The 16,094-nt window shown below is 72.9% G+C and carries 8 protein-coding genes and 1 tRNA gene; all 9 read right to left on the bottom strand.

Annotation, left to right across the window (positions count from 1 at the left end; genetic code table 11):
- Window positions 1–312: 312 nt before the first annotated feature.
- Window positions 313–386: transfer RNA gene (locus tag J8M51_RS36165), tRNA-Thr, on the bottom strand.
- 112 nt (window positions 387–498) lie between these two features.
- Window positions 499–2,085, bottom strand: a complete 1,587-nt coding sequence (locus tag J8M51_RS36160) for an alpha/beta hydrolase (protein ID WP_267299784.1) — start codon at window positions 2,083–2,085, stop codon at window positions 499–501.
- Window positions 2,086–2,289: 204 nt separating this feature from the next.
- Window positions 2,290–3,495: a DNA polymerase III subunit delta' gene (locus J8M51_RS36155; protein ID WP_086763958.1), complete on the bottom strand. Its 1,206-nt coding sequence runs from the start codon at window positions 3,493–3,495 to the stop codon at window positions 2,290–2,292.
- A 356-nt stretch (window positions 3,496–3,851) separates the two neighbouring features.
- A complete protein-coding gene (gene tmk / locus J8M51_RS36150) occupies window positions 3,852–7,262 on the bottom strand; it encodes a dTMP kinase (protein ID WP_267299783.1) in 3,411 nt (1,136 codons plus the stop codon).
- A gap of 238 nt (window positions 7,263–7,500) precedes the next feature.
- Window positions 7,501–10,380, bottom strand: a complete 2,880-nt coding sequence (gene topA / locus J8M51_RS36145; protein WP_086753598.1) for a type I DNA topoisomerase — start codon at window positions 10,378–10,380, stop codon at window positions 7,501–7,503.
- Window positions 10,381–10,690: 310 nt separating this feature from the next.
- Window positions 10,691–10,888, bottom strand: coding sequence for a hypothetical protein (locus tag J8M51_RS36140; RefSeq protein ID WP_086753600.1), 198 nt, complete (start codon window positions 10,886–10,888; stop codon window positions 10,691–10,693).
- A gap of 99 nt (window positions 10,889–10,987) precedes the next feature.
- Complete coding sequence (locus J8M51_RS36135; protein ID WP_086753596.1) at window positions 10,988–13,372, bottom strand: serine/threonine-protein kinase; 2,385 nt, start codon at window positions 13,370–13,372, stop codon at window positions 10,988–10,990.
- A 271-nt stretch (window positions 13,373–13,643) separates the two neighbouring features.
- A complete protein-coding gene (locus J8M51_RS36130) occupies window positions 13,644–15,176 on the bottom strand; it encodes a class I SAM-dependent methyltransferase (RefSeq protein ID WP_267299782.1) in 1,533 nt (510 codons plus the stop codon).
- Between the two features lie 191 nt (window positions 15,177–15,367).
- On the bottom strand, window positions 15,368–15,979 hold the full coding sequence (locus tag J8M51_RS36125; protein WP_086764142.1) for a small secreted protein: 612 nt from the start codon (window positions 15,977–15,979) through the stop codon (window positions 15,368–15,370).
- Between the last annotated feature and the right edge of the window lie 115 nt (window positions 15,980–16,094).

The raw sequence follows: 16,094 nt of genomic DNA, 5'->3' as shown, positions 1-16,094 counted from the left end.
AGCCCCTCCCAAACCGAGCAGGCTCCCTGCCCAGGCATCTGGCTCTTCAATGTGTCGCACCCGACAGGCCGCCCCCTACGAACCCGTGCACCCCAGGTCACCGAACTGACGGCCACGGATCCAGCCGGGCACGCCGCCCATGCAATGCGGGTGTCGCCCGGTGCAGGACGCACCGCGTGAACCGCCTCCGCGCCTCTGACCCGCGGTTTTCACGATGGCATCCGCGACAGCCCCTGCCGAGGTGTGCCCCGCCCAGCTCGCCGAGAATGAAAAAGACCCAGGCCAGAAAAAATCTGACCCGGGTCTCATCAGAGCCGCCTTCGGGATTCGAACCCGAGACCTACGCATTACGAGTGCGTTGCTCTGGCCATCTGAGCTAAGGCGGCGCGCTGTCAGCACTATGGTGCGATCAGCAACGTCGGTAAGTCTACACAGTTTCCGGGGTGCTCCGAACCAGCTGCCGGAGCACCCCGGCGACGGGCCGGACCCGGTCGCCGATCAGGTCGCTGAGCAGCGCTTTCCATCCGCCGGGGGCGTGCCGCGGAGGAGGTAGGCGTTGATCGCGGAGTCGACGCACGCGCTGCCGCGGCCGTAGGCGGTGTGGCCGTCGCCGTCGTATGTGAGGAGGCGGGCGGAGGAGAGCTGGGAGGCGAGGCCCTGGGCCCAGCGGTACGGGGTGGCGGGGTCGCGGGTGGTGCCGACGACGACGATCGGGGCGGCGCCCTTCGCCTCGATGCGGTGCGGCCCGCCCGTGGGCCCGACCGGCCAGTACGCGCAGTTCAGGGAGGCCCATGCCAGGGCCCGGCCGAAGACCGGCGACGCCTTCTCGAAGGCCGGGAGGGCTCGTTCGACCTCCTCGGGGGTGTTGTAGGCGGCCGGGAGATCGAGGCAGTTCACGGCGGCGTTGGCGTACATCAGGTTGGAGTAGGTGCCGTCGGGGCCGCGCTCGAAGTAGCTGTCCGAGAGGGCGAGCAGACCGGCGCCGTCGTCCTTCCGCACCGCCTCGGAGAGCGCCTGACGCAGCCGCGGCCAGGCCCCCTCGTCGTACATCGCCGCGATCACCCCGGTCGTGGCCAGGGCCTCGCCGAGCCGCCGTCCGTCGGTGTCACCGGTCGCGAGCGGACGCGCGTCCAGCCGTTCGAAGAGGGCTCGCAGGTTGTTGGCGACCTGCTGGGGCGTACGCCCCAGCACACAGTCCTTCCGCCCGACGCAGTCCTTCGCGAAGGCCTGGAACGCGGTCTCGAAGCCCGCCGTCTGCTCCTGGTTGAGCCGGTGGGCGGGCAGCGAGGGGTCCATCGCCCCGTCCAGCACCAGCCGTCCGACGCGCTCGGGGAACAGCCCCGCGTACGTCGCCCCGAGGAACGTGCCGTACGAGGCACCGACGTACGTCAGCTTCTCGTCGCCCAGGACGGCCCGCAGAATGTCCATGTCCCGGGCCGCCTCGACCGTGGAGACATGCCGCAGCACCTTCGGCGCCCGCTCCCCGCACCCCTCCGCGAACCGCTTGTACGCCGCGACCAGCCCAGCCGTCTCCCGCGCGTCGTCCGGGGTGAGGTCGGTCTGCGTGTACGTGTCCATCTGGCGTCCGGTGAGGCACTCGACCGGCTCGCTGCCGGCCACGCCCCGCGGGTCGACGGCCACCATGTCGTACCGCGCCCGCACCTCGGCGGGGTAGCCGATGCCCGCGTACCCCTGCACGTACCCGACCGCCGAACCGCCCGGCCCACCCGGATTGACCAGCAGCGAGCCGAGCCGCTCGCCCGGCCCCGTGGCCTTCCTCCGCGAGACGGCCAGCCGGATGTCACCCTCGTCCGGCTTCGCGTAGTCGAGGGGCGCCTTCATCGTGGCGCACTGGAAACCGGGGATCTCGCACTCCCGCCAGCTCAGCTTCTGCCCGTAGTACGGGGCCAGCACCGACGGGGTCGCCCGGGGCAGCGCGCCGAGGGCGGCGGCCCCGTCCACCGCCGTGGCCGCCGTGGTGGAACCGCCTGCGGAACAGCCCGCGGCGAGCAGCGCGGCGGCAGCGAGCAACGCGCCGCCGGCCCGCAGGGACCGGTGCGGCAGGGAAGTACGCCTGGTGTGCATCTCGCGAGCGTAACCAGAACCACTCAATTCATCACGAACAGCGACGAACGCTCCTCGTACGAGTGACGAGGTCAACCAAACGCACTACACGAGCCACCCACACCACACAAGCCACTCCCACCACCCACACCACCGGCGCCGCCCGCACCCCGCAGACCCCCCACCACGCCAGCCCCCGCGCCAGCCCTCACCCTCACCCTGCCCTCACCCTGCCCGCAGGGCCATCGTCATCGCCTCCACGGCCAGCAGGGGCGCCACGTTCCTCTCCAACGCGTCCCGGCAGGCCGCGATCGCGTCGATCCGCCGCAGGGTCGACTCCGGCGTGCCACCTCGCGCCATCCGCTCCAGGCCGTCCCGCATCTCGACATTGGCGAGCGCGACCCGCGACCCGAGCTGAAGGGCCAGCACATCGCGGTAGAACCCGGTGAGTTCGGTCAGCGCGAGATCCAGGCTGTCCCGCTGCGCCCGCGTGCGCCGCCGCTTCTGCTTGTCCTCCAGGTCCTTCATCACGCCCGCCGTACCGCGCGGCATCCGCCCGCCCTGCACCGCGCCCAGCGCCGCCTTCAGCTCCTCGGTCTCCTTGGTGTCGACCTCTTCGGCCAGCTGCTTCGACTCCTCCGAAGCGGCGTCCACCAGCTCCTGCGCGGCCTTGAGACACCCCCCGATGTCCTCCACCCGCAGCGGCAGCTTCAGCACGGCGGCCCGCCGCTCCCTGGCCCGCGGATCCGTGGCCAGCCGCCGGGCCCGCTCGATGTGCCCCTGGGTGGCCCGGGCGGCCACCGCCGCAGCCTCCGGCTCGATGCCCTCCCGCCGTACGAGCATGTCCGCGACCGCGTCCACCGACGGCGTGAGCAGCCCGACGTGCCGGCACCGCGACCGGATGGTCGGCAGGACGTCCTCCAGCGAGGGCGCGCACAGCAGCCACACCGTACGAGGGGCGGGCTCCTCCACTGCCTTCAGCACCGCGTTCGCGGACTTCTCGTTCAACCGCTCGGCGTCCTCGACGAGGATCACCTGCCACCGCCCGTTGGCCGGCGACGTGAACGACTTCCGCACCGTGTCCCGCATGTCGTCGGCGAGGATCTGCGTGCCCACCGCCGCCACGGTGCTGACATCCGCGTGCGTCCCCACCAGCGCCGTATGGCACCCGTCGCAGAACCCGCACCCCGGGCTCCCCCCGAGCGCCCGGTCCGGACTCACACACTGCAGCGCCGCCGCGAACGCCCGCGCCGCCGTCACCCGCCCCGACCCCGGCGGCCCCGTGAACAGCCACGCGTGCGTCATCTTCGACGCCTCCGGAGGCGCGGTCCGCGTCACCGCCGCCGTGACGATCGCGTCCGCGTCCCGGGCAGCCGCGTCGAGCTGCCCGCTCAACCGCTCCTGCCCCACCAGGTCGTCCCACACGGTCATGCCCGCCACGCTCCGTCCCACAAGACCACTCCGCGCCCCATTGTGCGCGACCCCACTGACACCCGGCCGAACGGCGGGTCAGCCGCGAGACAACGGAAGGAGCCGTGCCGGTGCGTAGCAGCCCGTCGCATACAGCGGCCCGGAGAACGGCTCCCCACGCACCCCCGAGCAATAGGGCCACCCGCGACGGGCTCTACGCACCGGCACGGCCCCGCCCCACCCACGACCGCCCGCGCCCCCACAGGGGCGCGGGGAACCGCGCGAACAACCCCCACGCACCCGCACCCGCACCCGAAGAACGCACCCGCGCATGCCCCGAACCCGCACCCACAGAACGCGCCTTCACCACCCCGGACTCAGCGGCGCCGCCGCCCCCAACGCCCTCGCCCTTCATCCGAGTCGTCCTCGCCCCCGAGCGGCCCCAGCAACTCGTCCGCCAAGGTCGGCAGATCGTCCAACGGCGTTTCCTCGGCCCAGTCCGACCGAGGCCGCCGCCGAGGCACCCCTTCCTCGTCGACCTGCGGAAGCTCCCTCGTGCGCCCCTCCGCCCCATCGGGTCCGGTCCGCTCGTCACGGAAGTACCCCGGCGGCACCCGGTCCTCCCGCACCGGCGGCAGCACAGCCGTCTCGTCGACCGCACCCGAAGGCACCTGCGGCAACACCGTGGTCTCATCCTCCGCGGCACCCGCCGCACCCGCCACACCCGCAGCAGCCCCCGCCCCCGAGGACGGCGGCACCGGCGGCACCGGCGGCTTCGGCAACTTCGCCGTCGTCTCGGAGTCCGCCCCGCCCGGCCCGTCCCTGCGCACCGGAGGCAACACGGCCGTCTCGTCCACAGGTCCACCCGACGCGTTCGTCGGCGTCACCACAGGCGTAGGCACGGTGACCGCATCGTCGACCCCGGAAGCCTTCGAAGCGCCCGAAGCCGAACCCGAACCCGCGTCCCCAACCGAACCCGAACCCGAGCCCGCACCCGAACCCGAGCCCCCAGCCGAACCCGAAGCCGCAGCCGCCCTCTCCGCCGCAACCCGATCCGCCTCAGCCCGCTCAACCGCGGCCCGCTCGACCGCGGCCCTCTCGACCTCAGCCCGCTCCGCCGCGGCCTTCGCCGCCGCCGCCCGCTCCGCGGCAACCCGGTCCGCCTCGACCCGGGCCGCCCGCTCAGCCTCCGCCGCCGCGGCCACCCTCCGGGCCTCCTCGGCCCGAAGCAGCGCCTCCTCGGCCTTCCGCTGCTTCTCCAGGCGGAGCGCCTCCGCCTCGGCCCGCAGCCGCTGCTCCTCCGCCTCCTGCTTGCGCCGCCGTTCCTCCTCGACCCGCCGCCGCTCTTCCGCCTCGGCCCGGGCCTTCTCCTCCGCGAGGAGCCGCGCCTGCTCCTCCTCGGCCCGGCGGCGCGCTTCCTCGGCCCGCTGCCGGGCCTCCTCCGCCTGCCGTTCCGCCTCGCGCCGCTGAGCCTCTTCCAGCTCGCGCCGCTTGCGCTCCTCCTCCTCGGCCCGCAGCCGCGCCAGTTCCTCCTGGCGCTCCCGCTCCAGCCGCTCTTCCTCGGCCTTCCGCGCGGCCTCTTCCTCGGCCTTGCGGCGCGCTTCCTCCTCGGCCTTGCGCCGGGCCTCCTCCTGCGCCTTCACCTCGGCCTCGGACAGCGGCAGCATCACATCGAGCCGGGCCCGGACCACGGTCGTGACCGCCTCGGGGTCCTGCGCGGCGTCGACCACCAGATAGCGCCCGCCGTCCGCGGCGGCCAGCGTGAGGAATCCGGCCCGCACCCGCTCGTGGAACTCCGCCGGCTCCGACTCCAACCGGTCCGGCGCCTCGGTGAACCGCTCCCGCGCCGCCTCCGGCGAGACGTCCAGCAGCACCGTCAGATGAGGAACGAGCCCGTCCGTCGCCCAGCGCGAGATCCGCGCGATCTCCGTCGGCGAAAGATCACGCCCGGCGCCCTGGTAGGCCACGGACGAGTCGATGTACCGGTCGGAGATGACGACCGCGCCCCGCTCCAACGCGGGCCGCACCACGGTGTCCACGTGCTCGGCACGGTCCGCCGCGTACAGCAGCGCCTCGGCGCGGTGCGACAGCCCGGCGCTCGACACGTCCAGCAGGATCGACCGCAGCCGCTTGCCCACCGGGGTCGCCCCCGGCTCCCGGGTGACCACGACCTCGTGGCCCTTGGCCCGGATCCACTCGGCGAGCGCCTCGACCTGGGTGGACTTCCCGGCGCCGTCCCCGCCCTCCAGGGCGATGAAGAACCCTGAGGCGGCGGGCGCCTGAACCGGATCGTCACCCTTCAGCAGCGCGTCCCGCAGATCCTGCCGGAGCGGCACCCCGGACCGGTCGTCGACCTTGGCGAGCACCAGCGCGGCCACCGGCAGCAGCAACGCCCCCACCAGCATCAGCGTGAACGCCGCACCACCGTGCGCGAACACGAACTTGCCGCTCTCCAGCCGGTGCGGGCCGATCACGGCGGCGACCAGCGGAGCGACGAGCACCGCCAACGCCACGAACACCCGTACGACGGCATGGAGATGCTCGGTGGTCCGCGCCCGCCGGAAGTCCTCGGCCTCCTGGTCGAGCAGCGTGTGCCCGGTGTTCGCGGCGATGCCCGCACCGGCACCGGCCAGTCCCAGGATCAGGACCACACTCGTGACATCCGGGGTCAGTCCGGCGGCGAGCAGCGCGACACCGGTGAAGGCGATCGCGAGGGCGAGCAGCCGGCGCCGGGACAGCGAGGGCAGCACGGCGGGGGCCCGCCGGATCCCGACGACCACACCACCGGTCAGCGCGCCGACGAACAGCCCGTACATCACGGGCCCGCCGCCCAGGTCCTTGGCGTGCAGCACGGCGACGGCGACCACGGCGGCGACCGCACCGGCCACGGCGCCGCAGGCGGGCACCAGCAGCGGGATCGCACCCGTACGCCCCTTGTCGACGCCCGTGCCGGTCCTGGGCCGGCGCAGCCCCTCCAGCGGCGACCGCGCGCGCGGGGTGCGCGTCCTGGGCAGTTCGAGGAAGGTCACCAGCGACAGCGAGGCGGCGAAGAGCCCGGCGGCGACGTACGAGGCGAGCGCGGCCTGGTGCTGGCCGAACCAGTCGATGCCGGCGCCCAGCAGATTGTTGAGCAGCGAGGCGACGACGAGGACGGCGGCCGCGAGGGGCACGGCGACGAATCCGGTACGCAGGGCCAGACGCCGCAGGGCGTCCATGTGGTCCGGCAGCGGCCGTACGGTCGCGCCCTCGGGCGGCGGCGCGGGCAGCAGCGCGGGGGCCGCGCTCTCCCGGCAGACCGTCCAGAACCGCTCGGCGACACCGGCCACGAACACGGTGACCAGCAGCACCGCGAGGGCGTTGTCCGGCGTCCAGTCGATCCACAGGGGCGCGACGATCAGCAGCAGGACCCGGACGCCGTCGGCGCCGACCATGGTCCAACGGCGGTCGAGTGGCCCCTCCTGCGCGGTCAGTGAGGTGAGCGGCCCGAGGAGTACGGCCCCGAAGAGCAGCGTCGCGAGGGCGCGCGTACCGAAGACGGCCGCGACGGTGAGCGCGACGCCCCGGTACCCGCCCCCGAAGGCGCCCTCGGCGATCGCCGCCTGGAAGGCGAGGAGCACCAGCACGAACAGGGCGAGCACATCGCCCACACCGCCGACGAGTTGGGCGCCCCACAAGCGTTTCAGCTGCGGCCGCCGCAGCAGCGCCCGGACGGCGCGCTCCCTGGAATCCGCCGCCAGGGCCTCGTCGGAGGCCGGGTGGTGGGCCGTCGGCTGCTCGGCTCGCATCATGCTTTCAGCCTATCGGCACCCACCGACACCCAGAAGCAGTGCCCGAACGCACGCACGCGCCATCGCCAAGTCACACAAAACGCACACATTCGACAAGGCGCAGGCGAAACTTCCGGCCACCGGGAACAGCAGCCGAGTCAGGGACGCGGGAACTGCGCGACCAGTCACATCGATCCCACAGCCGCGCAAGCACCCGCACCCCCGAGCTACTGGGCGCCGTCCCTACTGGGCCCCGTCCCTACTGGGCGTCGTCCCCACTCGCCGCAGTCTTCTTCGCCGCCGCGGTCGCCTTCTTCGCCGGAGCGGCCTTCTTGGCCGCCGCGGTCTTGGACGTGGCCGTCTTCTTGGCGGCGGTCTTCTTCGCCGGCGCCGCCTTCTTCGCGGCGGCGGTCGTCGCCGTCTTCTTCGCCGGCGCCTTCTTGGCGGCCTTCTTCGCCGTCTTCTTGGCGGGCGCCTTCGCCCGCTTCTCCGCCAGCAGTTCGAACCCGCGCTCGGGAGTGATCTCCTCCACGCTGTCCCCGGACCGCAGCGTCGCGTTGGTCTCGCCGTCGGTGACGTACGGCCCGAAGCGGCCGTCCTTGACCACGACCGGCTTGCCGCTGACCGGGTCCTCGCCCAGTTCCTTCAGCGGCGGCTTGGCCGCGGCCCGCCCGCGCTGCTTGGGCTGGGCGTAGATCGCCAGCGCCTCTTCGAGGGTGATCGTGAAGAGCTGGTCCTCGGTCTGCAGCGATCGCGAGTCCGTGCCCTTCTTCAGATACGGCCCGTACCGCCCGTTCTGCGCGGTGATCTCCTGGCCCTCGGCGTCGGCACCGACCACGCGCGGCAGCGACATCAGCTTCAGCGCGTCGGCCAGCGTCACCGTGTCCAGTGACATGGACTTGAACAGCGAGGCCGTACGCGGCTTGACCGCGTTCTTGCCGGTCTTCGGGGTGCCCTCGGGAAGCACCTCGGTGACGTAGGGGCCGTAGCGGCCGTCCCGGGCGATGATCTGGTGGCCGCTCGTCGGGTCGGCGCCCAGCTCGAAGTCGCCGCTCGGCTTGGCGAGCAGTTCCTCGGCCAGCTCGACACTCAGCTCGTCGGGGGCGAGGTCCTCGGGGACGTCCGCCCGCTGATGCCCCTCGGCGTCCTTCTCGCCCCGCTCGATGTACGGGCCGTAGCGCCCGACGCGCAGCACGATGTCGTTGCCGACGGGGAAGGACGAGACCTCGCGGGCGTCGATCGCGCCCAGGTCGGTCACCAGCTCCTTCAGACCGCCGAGGTGATCGCCGTCGCCGTTGCCGGCCTCGGCCGCCGTGTCACCGGCGCCCGCGGCCGTGCCCGCGCCCTCGCCGAAGTAGAACCGCTTCAGCCACGGCACCGCCTGGGCCTCGCCGCGGGCGATGCGGTCGAGGTCGTCCTCCATCTTGGCGGTGAAGTCGTAGTCGACGAGCCGCCCGAAGTGCTTCTCCAGCAGGTTGACCACGGCGAAGCTCAGGAAGGACGGCACGAGGGCCGTGCCCTTCTTGAAGACGTAGCCCCGGTCGAGGATCGTGCCGATGATCGACGCGTACGTCGACGGGCGGCCGATCTCGCGCTCCTCCAGCTCCTTGACCAGCGACGCCTCGGTGTAGCGGGCCGGGGGCTTGGTGGCGTGCCCGTCGACCGTGATCTCCTCGGCGGAGAGCGGGTCGCCCTCGGCGACCTGGGGCAGCCGGCGCTCGCGGTCGTCCAGCTCGGCGTTCGGGTCGTCGGCGCCCTCGACGTAGGCCTTGAGGAAGCCGTGGAAGGTGATCGTCTTGCCGGAGGCGCTGAACTCCGCGTCCCGGCCGTCCGAGGTGGTGCCACCGATCTTGACGGTGACGCTGTTGCCGACCGCGTCCTTCATCTGGGAGGCGACGGTCCGCTTCCAGATCAGCTCGTACAGCTTGAACTGGTCGCCGGTGAGTCCGGTCTCGGCGGGCGTGCGGAAACGATCACCCGAGGGGCGGATCGCCTCGTGCGCCTCCTGCGCGTTCTTGACCTTCCCGGCGTACGTCCGTGGCTGGGCCGGCAGGTAGTCGGCGCCGTACAGCTGCGTGACCTGGGCGCGGGCGGCGGACACGGCGGTGTCGCTGAGCGTCGTGGAGTCCGTACGCATATAGGTGATGAAGCCGTTCTCGTACAGCTTCTGCGCCACCTGCATCGTCGCCTTGGCCCCGAAGCCGAGCTTGCGCGAGGCCTCCTGCTGGAGCGTCGTCGTCCGGAAGGGGGCGTACGGCGAGCGGCGGTACGGCTTGGACTCGACGGAGCGGACGGAGAACCGGGTGTTGTCCAGGGCGGCGGCCAGCGCGCGGGCGTCGGCCTCGTCGAGGTGCAGGACGTTGGCGCCCTTGAGCTGCCCGACCGAGTCGAAGTCGCGGCCCTGGGCGACGCGGCGGCCGTCGACCGACTGGAGGCGGGCGACCAGCGACGACGGATCGGAGGCGTCACCGGCGCGGCCGGTGGAGAAGGTGCCGGTCAGGTCCCAGTACTCGGCGGAGCGGAAGGCGATGCGCTCGCGCTCCCGCTCGACGACGAGCCGGGTCGCGACGGACTGGACGCGGCCCGCCGACAGCCGCGGCATGACCTTCTTCCACAGGACCGGCGAGACCTCGTAGCCGTAGAGGCGGTCGAGGATGCGGCGGGTCTCCTGGGCGTCGACCAGGCGCTGGTTCAGCTCGCGCGGGTTGGCGACGGCGGCCTGGATCGCGGCCTTGGTGATCTCGTGGAAGACCATCCGCTTGACCGGGACCTTGGGCTTGAGCACCTCCTGGAGGTGCCAGGCGATGGCCTCGCCCTCGCGGTCCTCATCGGTGGCGAGGAAGAGTTCGTCGGACTCCTTCAGGAGATCCTTGAGCTTCCTGACCTGCGCCTTCTTGTCCGCGTTGACCACGTAGACGGGCGCGAAGTCATGCTCGACGTCCACGCCGAGGCGGCGCACCTCGCCGGTGTACTGCTCGGGCACCTCCGCGGCGCCGTTGGGAAGGTCGCGGATGTGCCCCACGCTCGCCTCGACGATGTAGCCGGGGCCGAGATAGCCCTTGATCGTCTTCGCCTTGGCAGGCGACTCGACGATGACGAGTCGGCGGCCGCCCTTCGCGGTCTCGCTGGTCGGGGACAACTTCGCTCTTCTCTCCGGTCGACGCTGGGTCTCCCCAGGCTTGCGTCCCGGGGCGGGCGCCCCCTGCGGTCGGTGCCTGGCACGGGGCTCGGCGGTCGGCCCGGGGGTCGGGTCATGCTGACGCTGCGGAGTGTGACGGTACATCCCGCCCCCGTGTCAAACGGGAAAAGCCCGCAACGGCCACTCGAACGGTAACCCGACTACCGCCATTCCTGCCGCCCGGCGTGGTCGGCGATCCCCTCGGGGGCCTATGCGGAGCGTCACATCGCCGTTACCCCGCACGCTGCCCGCCCCCGGCTTCCCGGGGGCCTCAGACGCGGGTGAGACACCACGCGCCGAGCACGAGCGCGGTGACCGCGGTGACGCTCGCGAGCGTCGCCGACATCACAGGACGCACCCCCTGGGCGACGGGCTCGCCCGCCCTCAGCCGCCTCGCGGTCCACAGCAGCAGCCCACCCCCGAACAGGGCGAACACCATCCCCACGAAGATCGCCGGTCCGCTCTCCATGTCCCGTCCCTCCACCCCTCGACCGCTCCGGGACGGGAGGCTCGCACGGACGGGAAGCGGGTGTGCGAACCCGAGGTGAACGCGAGGCGTCCCCGGCTCTCAGACCGAGCCGGGCGTGGGTATCTTCCCGGTCGTCTTCGACGCGTCGGCGTTGCGCACCGTGCACACCACCTTGTTGAAGCCCTTCTCCCATTCCTTCTCTTCGGACACCCATCCCGACACGATCAGGTCGGTGCCGGGCGCCCAACTCGACTCGAACCGGTTGGTGCAGAGCTTCCCGCCTTCGGCGAGGGCCCCGTCGAAGGTCATGTTGGAGGGCGCCTGGACCGATCCGACGACCTGGTCGGTGTGCGCTTGGGCACAGTCGGTCAGCGGGGCGTCGTACCCCTCGTCCTCCCTGGGGGTGTAGTCCCAGCAGTCGCCGACGGCCATCTGTGTGGGCCACAGGTTCATGCCCGCGTCACGGAGGCGGCCCACCTCGCCGCCGATCGGGACGTGCCTGCCGAGCACGAGACATGCCGTACCGCCCTTGGCGGCGGTGAAGCCCGCCTTCGTGGGGACGAGCGCGTAGACGTCCGCGTCGGGCAGGGCCTCGGCCGTCGGGTCGGCCTGCCCGGCGCAGCGCCGGCCCCCGTCGGCCTTGGCGTCCGCGTGGTCGGAGGCCGTCTCTATCGCCACGACCTGGCCGTCGGGCCAGTCCTCGTCGCAGTCGACCACGCCCAGGTCGGGCACCGAGTCGAACGCCGTGCCCGTCCAGACCGCCTTCACGCAGTCGCCGACCTCCAGCGCCTTCTTGAGGGCGGCCCGCTCGCCGTACGGGTACTCCGATCCCGGTGGCGACGCCAGTGCCTCCGGGCTGTCGGAGGGCTTGGGGTCCGGGTCGCCCGTGAAGTTCACCGCGGCCCAGGTCCCGCCGCCGGCCACCAGCAGCACGGCGACCACGATCGCCACGACGGCCGCCGCGGGCGTCTTCCGCTTCGGCCCGCCGGGCGGCGGCGGTCCCCCGGCCGTGATGGTCGGGAACCCCGCGCTTCCCGGCGGCGGGGCGCCGCCGCCTCCGTACGGTGTCGACGGATTGGCCGCGTACGGCAGCCCCTGATGCCCCGCGGTGCCTCCGTGGCCCGGGGCCTGTCCGCCGGCTCCGGCGCCGTACGGGCCGCCGGGGGTGCCCGCGTAGGGCGTGGGCCGGCCGCCCCCGTACGGGTTGTAGCTGTCGTAGGGGCTGCCGGGCCGAGGCGGCTGCTGCCCCCGCTGCCAGGGGTCGTACGGCGACGGACCGGCCGCCGCCCCTCCCGGTGTGTGCGGAGCGCCGGCCGGCGTGTTCGGGGTGTTCGGCCCCGCGGGCCCGCCGGGTGTGTGCGGGGTCCCCGGGGTGTGCGGCCCGTACGGCGTGTGGGGTGCGCCCGGGGTGTTCGGGGCGCCTCCGAGACCGTGCTGCCCGGCGGCCACGTACCCGGGCGGCGCGCCGACCACGTACCCCGGGGGCGCGCCGGCGGTCGCGTGGCCGCCGGGCGTACCGGGGGTGGCGGGTGTACCGGGCGTGCCGGGAGCCGGTCCGAAGGCGCTCGGCGCCGAGGCCGGCGTGACCCCCCAGCCGGGCGGAGTCGATGCGCCGCCCGCGTCGGCCACCCGCTCCAGGCCCCGGGCCACCGCCTCCGGCGACAGCCGGCGCACCGGGTCCTTGATGAGCAACCCGTGCAGGACGGGGGCCAGTTCACCCGCGCGGACGGGCGGGGGCGGCTCCTCGCCGAGCAGGGCCGTGAGCGTGGCGTACTCGCCGTGCCGGTCGAAGGGGCCGCGGCCCTCGACCGCCGCGTACAGCGTGGCGCCGAGCGAGAACAGGTCGGCGGCCGGTGTGGGCGGCTCGCCCCGCGCGCGCTCCGGCGCCAGATAGCCAGGGGTGCCGAGGATGCCGGCGGTGGCGGTGAGCCGGGGTTCACGGGACTCCGGCTGGAGCGCGATGCCGTAGTCGGTCAGCAGCACGCGCGCGTACGGGTCGCCCGAGGCGTCGGCCGCGAGCAGGATGTTGGCCGGTTTCACATCCCGGTGGAGTATGCCGATCCGGTGCCCGGCGGTGAGCGCGTCGAGGACGGCGAGCCCGATCCGGGCGACCTGCTCGGGCGCGAGCGGCCCCCGCTGCCGTACGACCGCCTGGAGATCGATGGCGTCCGGTACGTACTCCATGACGATCCACGGCAGGCCCTCGTGGAGCACCACGTCGTGGACCGTGGCCACATGCGGATGGCCGCGCAGCCGGGCGGCGTGCCGGGCCTCGCTGCGGGCCCGGGCGATGCGCTGGGCGGGCTCGGTCGCGTCCAGCGGGACGCCGGGCAGGGAGATCTCCTTCATGGAGACCTCGCAGGCCAGCTCCTCGTCGTACGCGAGCCAGACCCGGCCCATGCCGCCCGCGCCCAGGGTGCGCAGCAGGCGGTACCGGCCGTTGATGATCCTGCCCTGGCCCTGCTCCGGCGTATCCCCCGCCATCGCGACCCCCCGATCCCCCAGAGACAGCGCGTGCCTCCCCCGAGGACACGTCGGATCCGTCTCTTGAAAATAGCTTCGCACGCACCACTGACAGGAGCCCTTTTACGGACCAATCCAGACAGAGGAGACGCATGAGCCACAGGGGCACGAACCCGCCCCGCCCGTCACGGGAACGGGCGCCTCGCGGGGTACCGATACGGTCATCGGACGGTACGGAAATCGTCACCCGGCACGAGAGGAGTCAGGGCCGGGCCGGACGCGGTCCGGTGGCTCACGGAGCCGGTTCGAGGAACCCCTGCTCGACGAGGAGCCGGATCTGGACCGGCGTACGGTCGCGCAGCGCCACGGGGTCCTCGCCGACGAGTTGGGCGATGGCGTCCAGAATCCGCCCCGCGCTGAGCGTGCCGTCGCACACACCGGCGAATCCCGCGCCGACCGTGTCCACCTTCGCGGCCCGGCGCATGCCCCGGTTCTGACGCAGCACCACATGCTCGGGGTCCTCGGCGCCGGGCAGTCCGACCTGCTCCTGCACGACCTCGGCGGTGAGCCGGAAGTGCGCCGCGAGCAGCGCCGCGTCGTCGTTCGCCCGCAGGTAGTCGACGCGCGCGAAGTGCCGCCGCACGGCCTCGCCGAGCGGTTGTTCGACCGGATGCGGCCACTCCTCGACGGTGACCGAGGGCGCGGAGTCCGCGGCGGCCGACCTGCGCAGCGTGATCCACCCGAACCCGACGCCCTTGACCTTGCGCGCCTCGAACTCGTCGAGCCAGGCGTCGTACCGCGCCTGGTACTCGGCCACGTCACCGCGGTGGTCGCCCGCGTCCCGCAGCCACAACTCGGCGTACTGGGTGACGTCCTGGACCTCCCGCTGCACGATCCACGCGTCGCAGCCGCGCGGCACCCACGACCTGAGCCGCTCCTGCCAGTCCTCGCCCTCCACGTGCTGCCAGTTGGCGAGGAACTGCGCGAACCCGCCCTCGTTGAGCCGCTCCCCCGCCTGCTGAACAAGCGTTTGGCAGAGTTCGTCCCCGGCCATCCCGCCGTCGCGGTACGTCAGCCGGGCCCCGGGCGAGATCACGAACGGCGGGTTGGACACAATCAGGTCGTACGTCTCGTCCGCCCGAATCGGCTCGAAGAGCGAGCCCTCGCGCAGCTCGGCCGCCGGGGCGCCGGAGAGCGCCAGCGTGAGCGCCGTGATGTGCAGCGCGCGCGGGTTGAGGTCGGTCGCGGTCACGCGCGTGGCGTGCTGGGCGGCGTGCAGCGCCTGGATACCGGAGCCGGTGCCGAGGTCGAGCGCGGCGGCGACGGGCGTGCGCACGGTGATCCCGGCCAGCGTCGTGGACGCCCCGCCGACCCCGAGCACGACACCCTCGTCCCGGCTCCCGATCCCCCCGGCCCCACCGACCGCGCACCCCAGGTCGGACACGATGAACCAGTCCTCGCCGGCGGGCCCGCCGTAGGGCCGTACGTCGACGGCGGCGGCGATCTCGTCCCCGCCGTCACCGACGCGCACGAGCCAGCCGCTCTCGACACACGCGTCCACGGGCAGCACGTCGTCCACGCGCGCGCGGACGACCGGCTCCTGCAACAGGAACAGCCGCACGAGCGCCTCCAGCGCGGTGTCGCCCCGGGTCGCTCTCAACGCAGGCACGACCTCACTGCGCGCGAGGGCCGCGTACGCGGAGGCGCCGAGCAGTTCGAGCAGCCCGTCAGCGGTGAAGTCGGCACCGAGCAGCGCCTCGCGAAGCCGCACGGCGACATCGGTCCGGTCGGTGGAGGGCAGGGACGACAGCTTGGAGTTACTCACGACGCTCAGCGTAGTCGCGCGGCACGCCCCGGCTCAGTCGCGGACGGCGCTCTCGCCGTGGCCGCGGGCGGTCGTGCCGCCAGGGGCGTCACGGGCGGGCACGGGTGGGCGCAGGTGGCACGGGTGGGCACGGGTGGCACAGGCGGGCGCGGCGGCACCTCGTGGCCGCCGCGCCGCGGAACCCGCCCCGCTCAGCTCCCCGTGGGCACGGCGGGCGCCGAAGCCGCCCCGGAGGTCGTCGCCGACTTGCAGCTCTGCTGCTCGGCCATCGCCTGCCCGACCTCCCCCTTCTCCAGCTCCTTGAGCGCGTCGCTCCCGGTCTTGCTCAGCTTCTCCAGCTCGGTCGCGACCCCTTCGAGCCCGTCCGCGAACTTCGCCTGGTCCTTCGTGTTGAGCGCGTCCGACTTCTTCTTCAGCTCCCCGTACGCCGTGGACAGCTGGTTCAGCTCGGCGACCGCGGCCTTCTGCTTCTTCGCGCCGTCCTCGACGTCCGGCGCACCGGCCTGCTGAATGGCCGTCGCCATCGCCTTGTAGGCGTCGGAGATGTCCTGGAAGCCCTGGGAGTCGGCCTTCTGCACGTCCGCCGGTGCGCTGTCGTCCGAGGTCTCCTTCTGGATCGAGGCGTTGGCCGCCGCGATCTTCTTGATCTGCGGCTGTACGGAGTCGCAGACCTCCTTGGCCCAGGAGTTCAGCTTGTCGTTCGTCTCGTCGTCGCCGCCGCAGCCGGACAGCGCCATCACCAGTACCGCACCGCCGGACAGTGCGGCCGCGAGCTTCTTGTTCACCGGATTGGTCCCTTCCATGGCTCTCGGCCCCGGAACATACACGCCGAATGGGAGCCACCTGTGTGCCGAGCACCCCCCGTGCACCTTTTGTAACCGTTTGCACCAAGAGAGAGAAGGCTCACGGAGACCGCGG

The sequence above is a fragment of the Streptomyces griseiscabiei genome (genome assembly GCF_020010925.1).
In the GTDB taxonomy this organism is placed as follows: Bacteria; Actinomycetota; Actinomycetes; order Streptomycetales; family Streptomycetaceae; genus Streptomyces; species Streptomyces griseiscabiei.
This window is presented reverse-complemented; position numbering and strand designations above follow the sequence as displayed.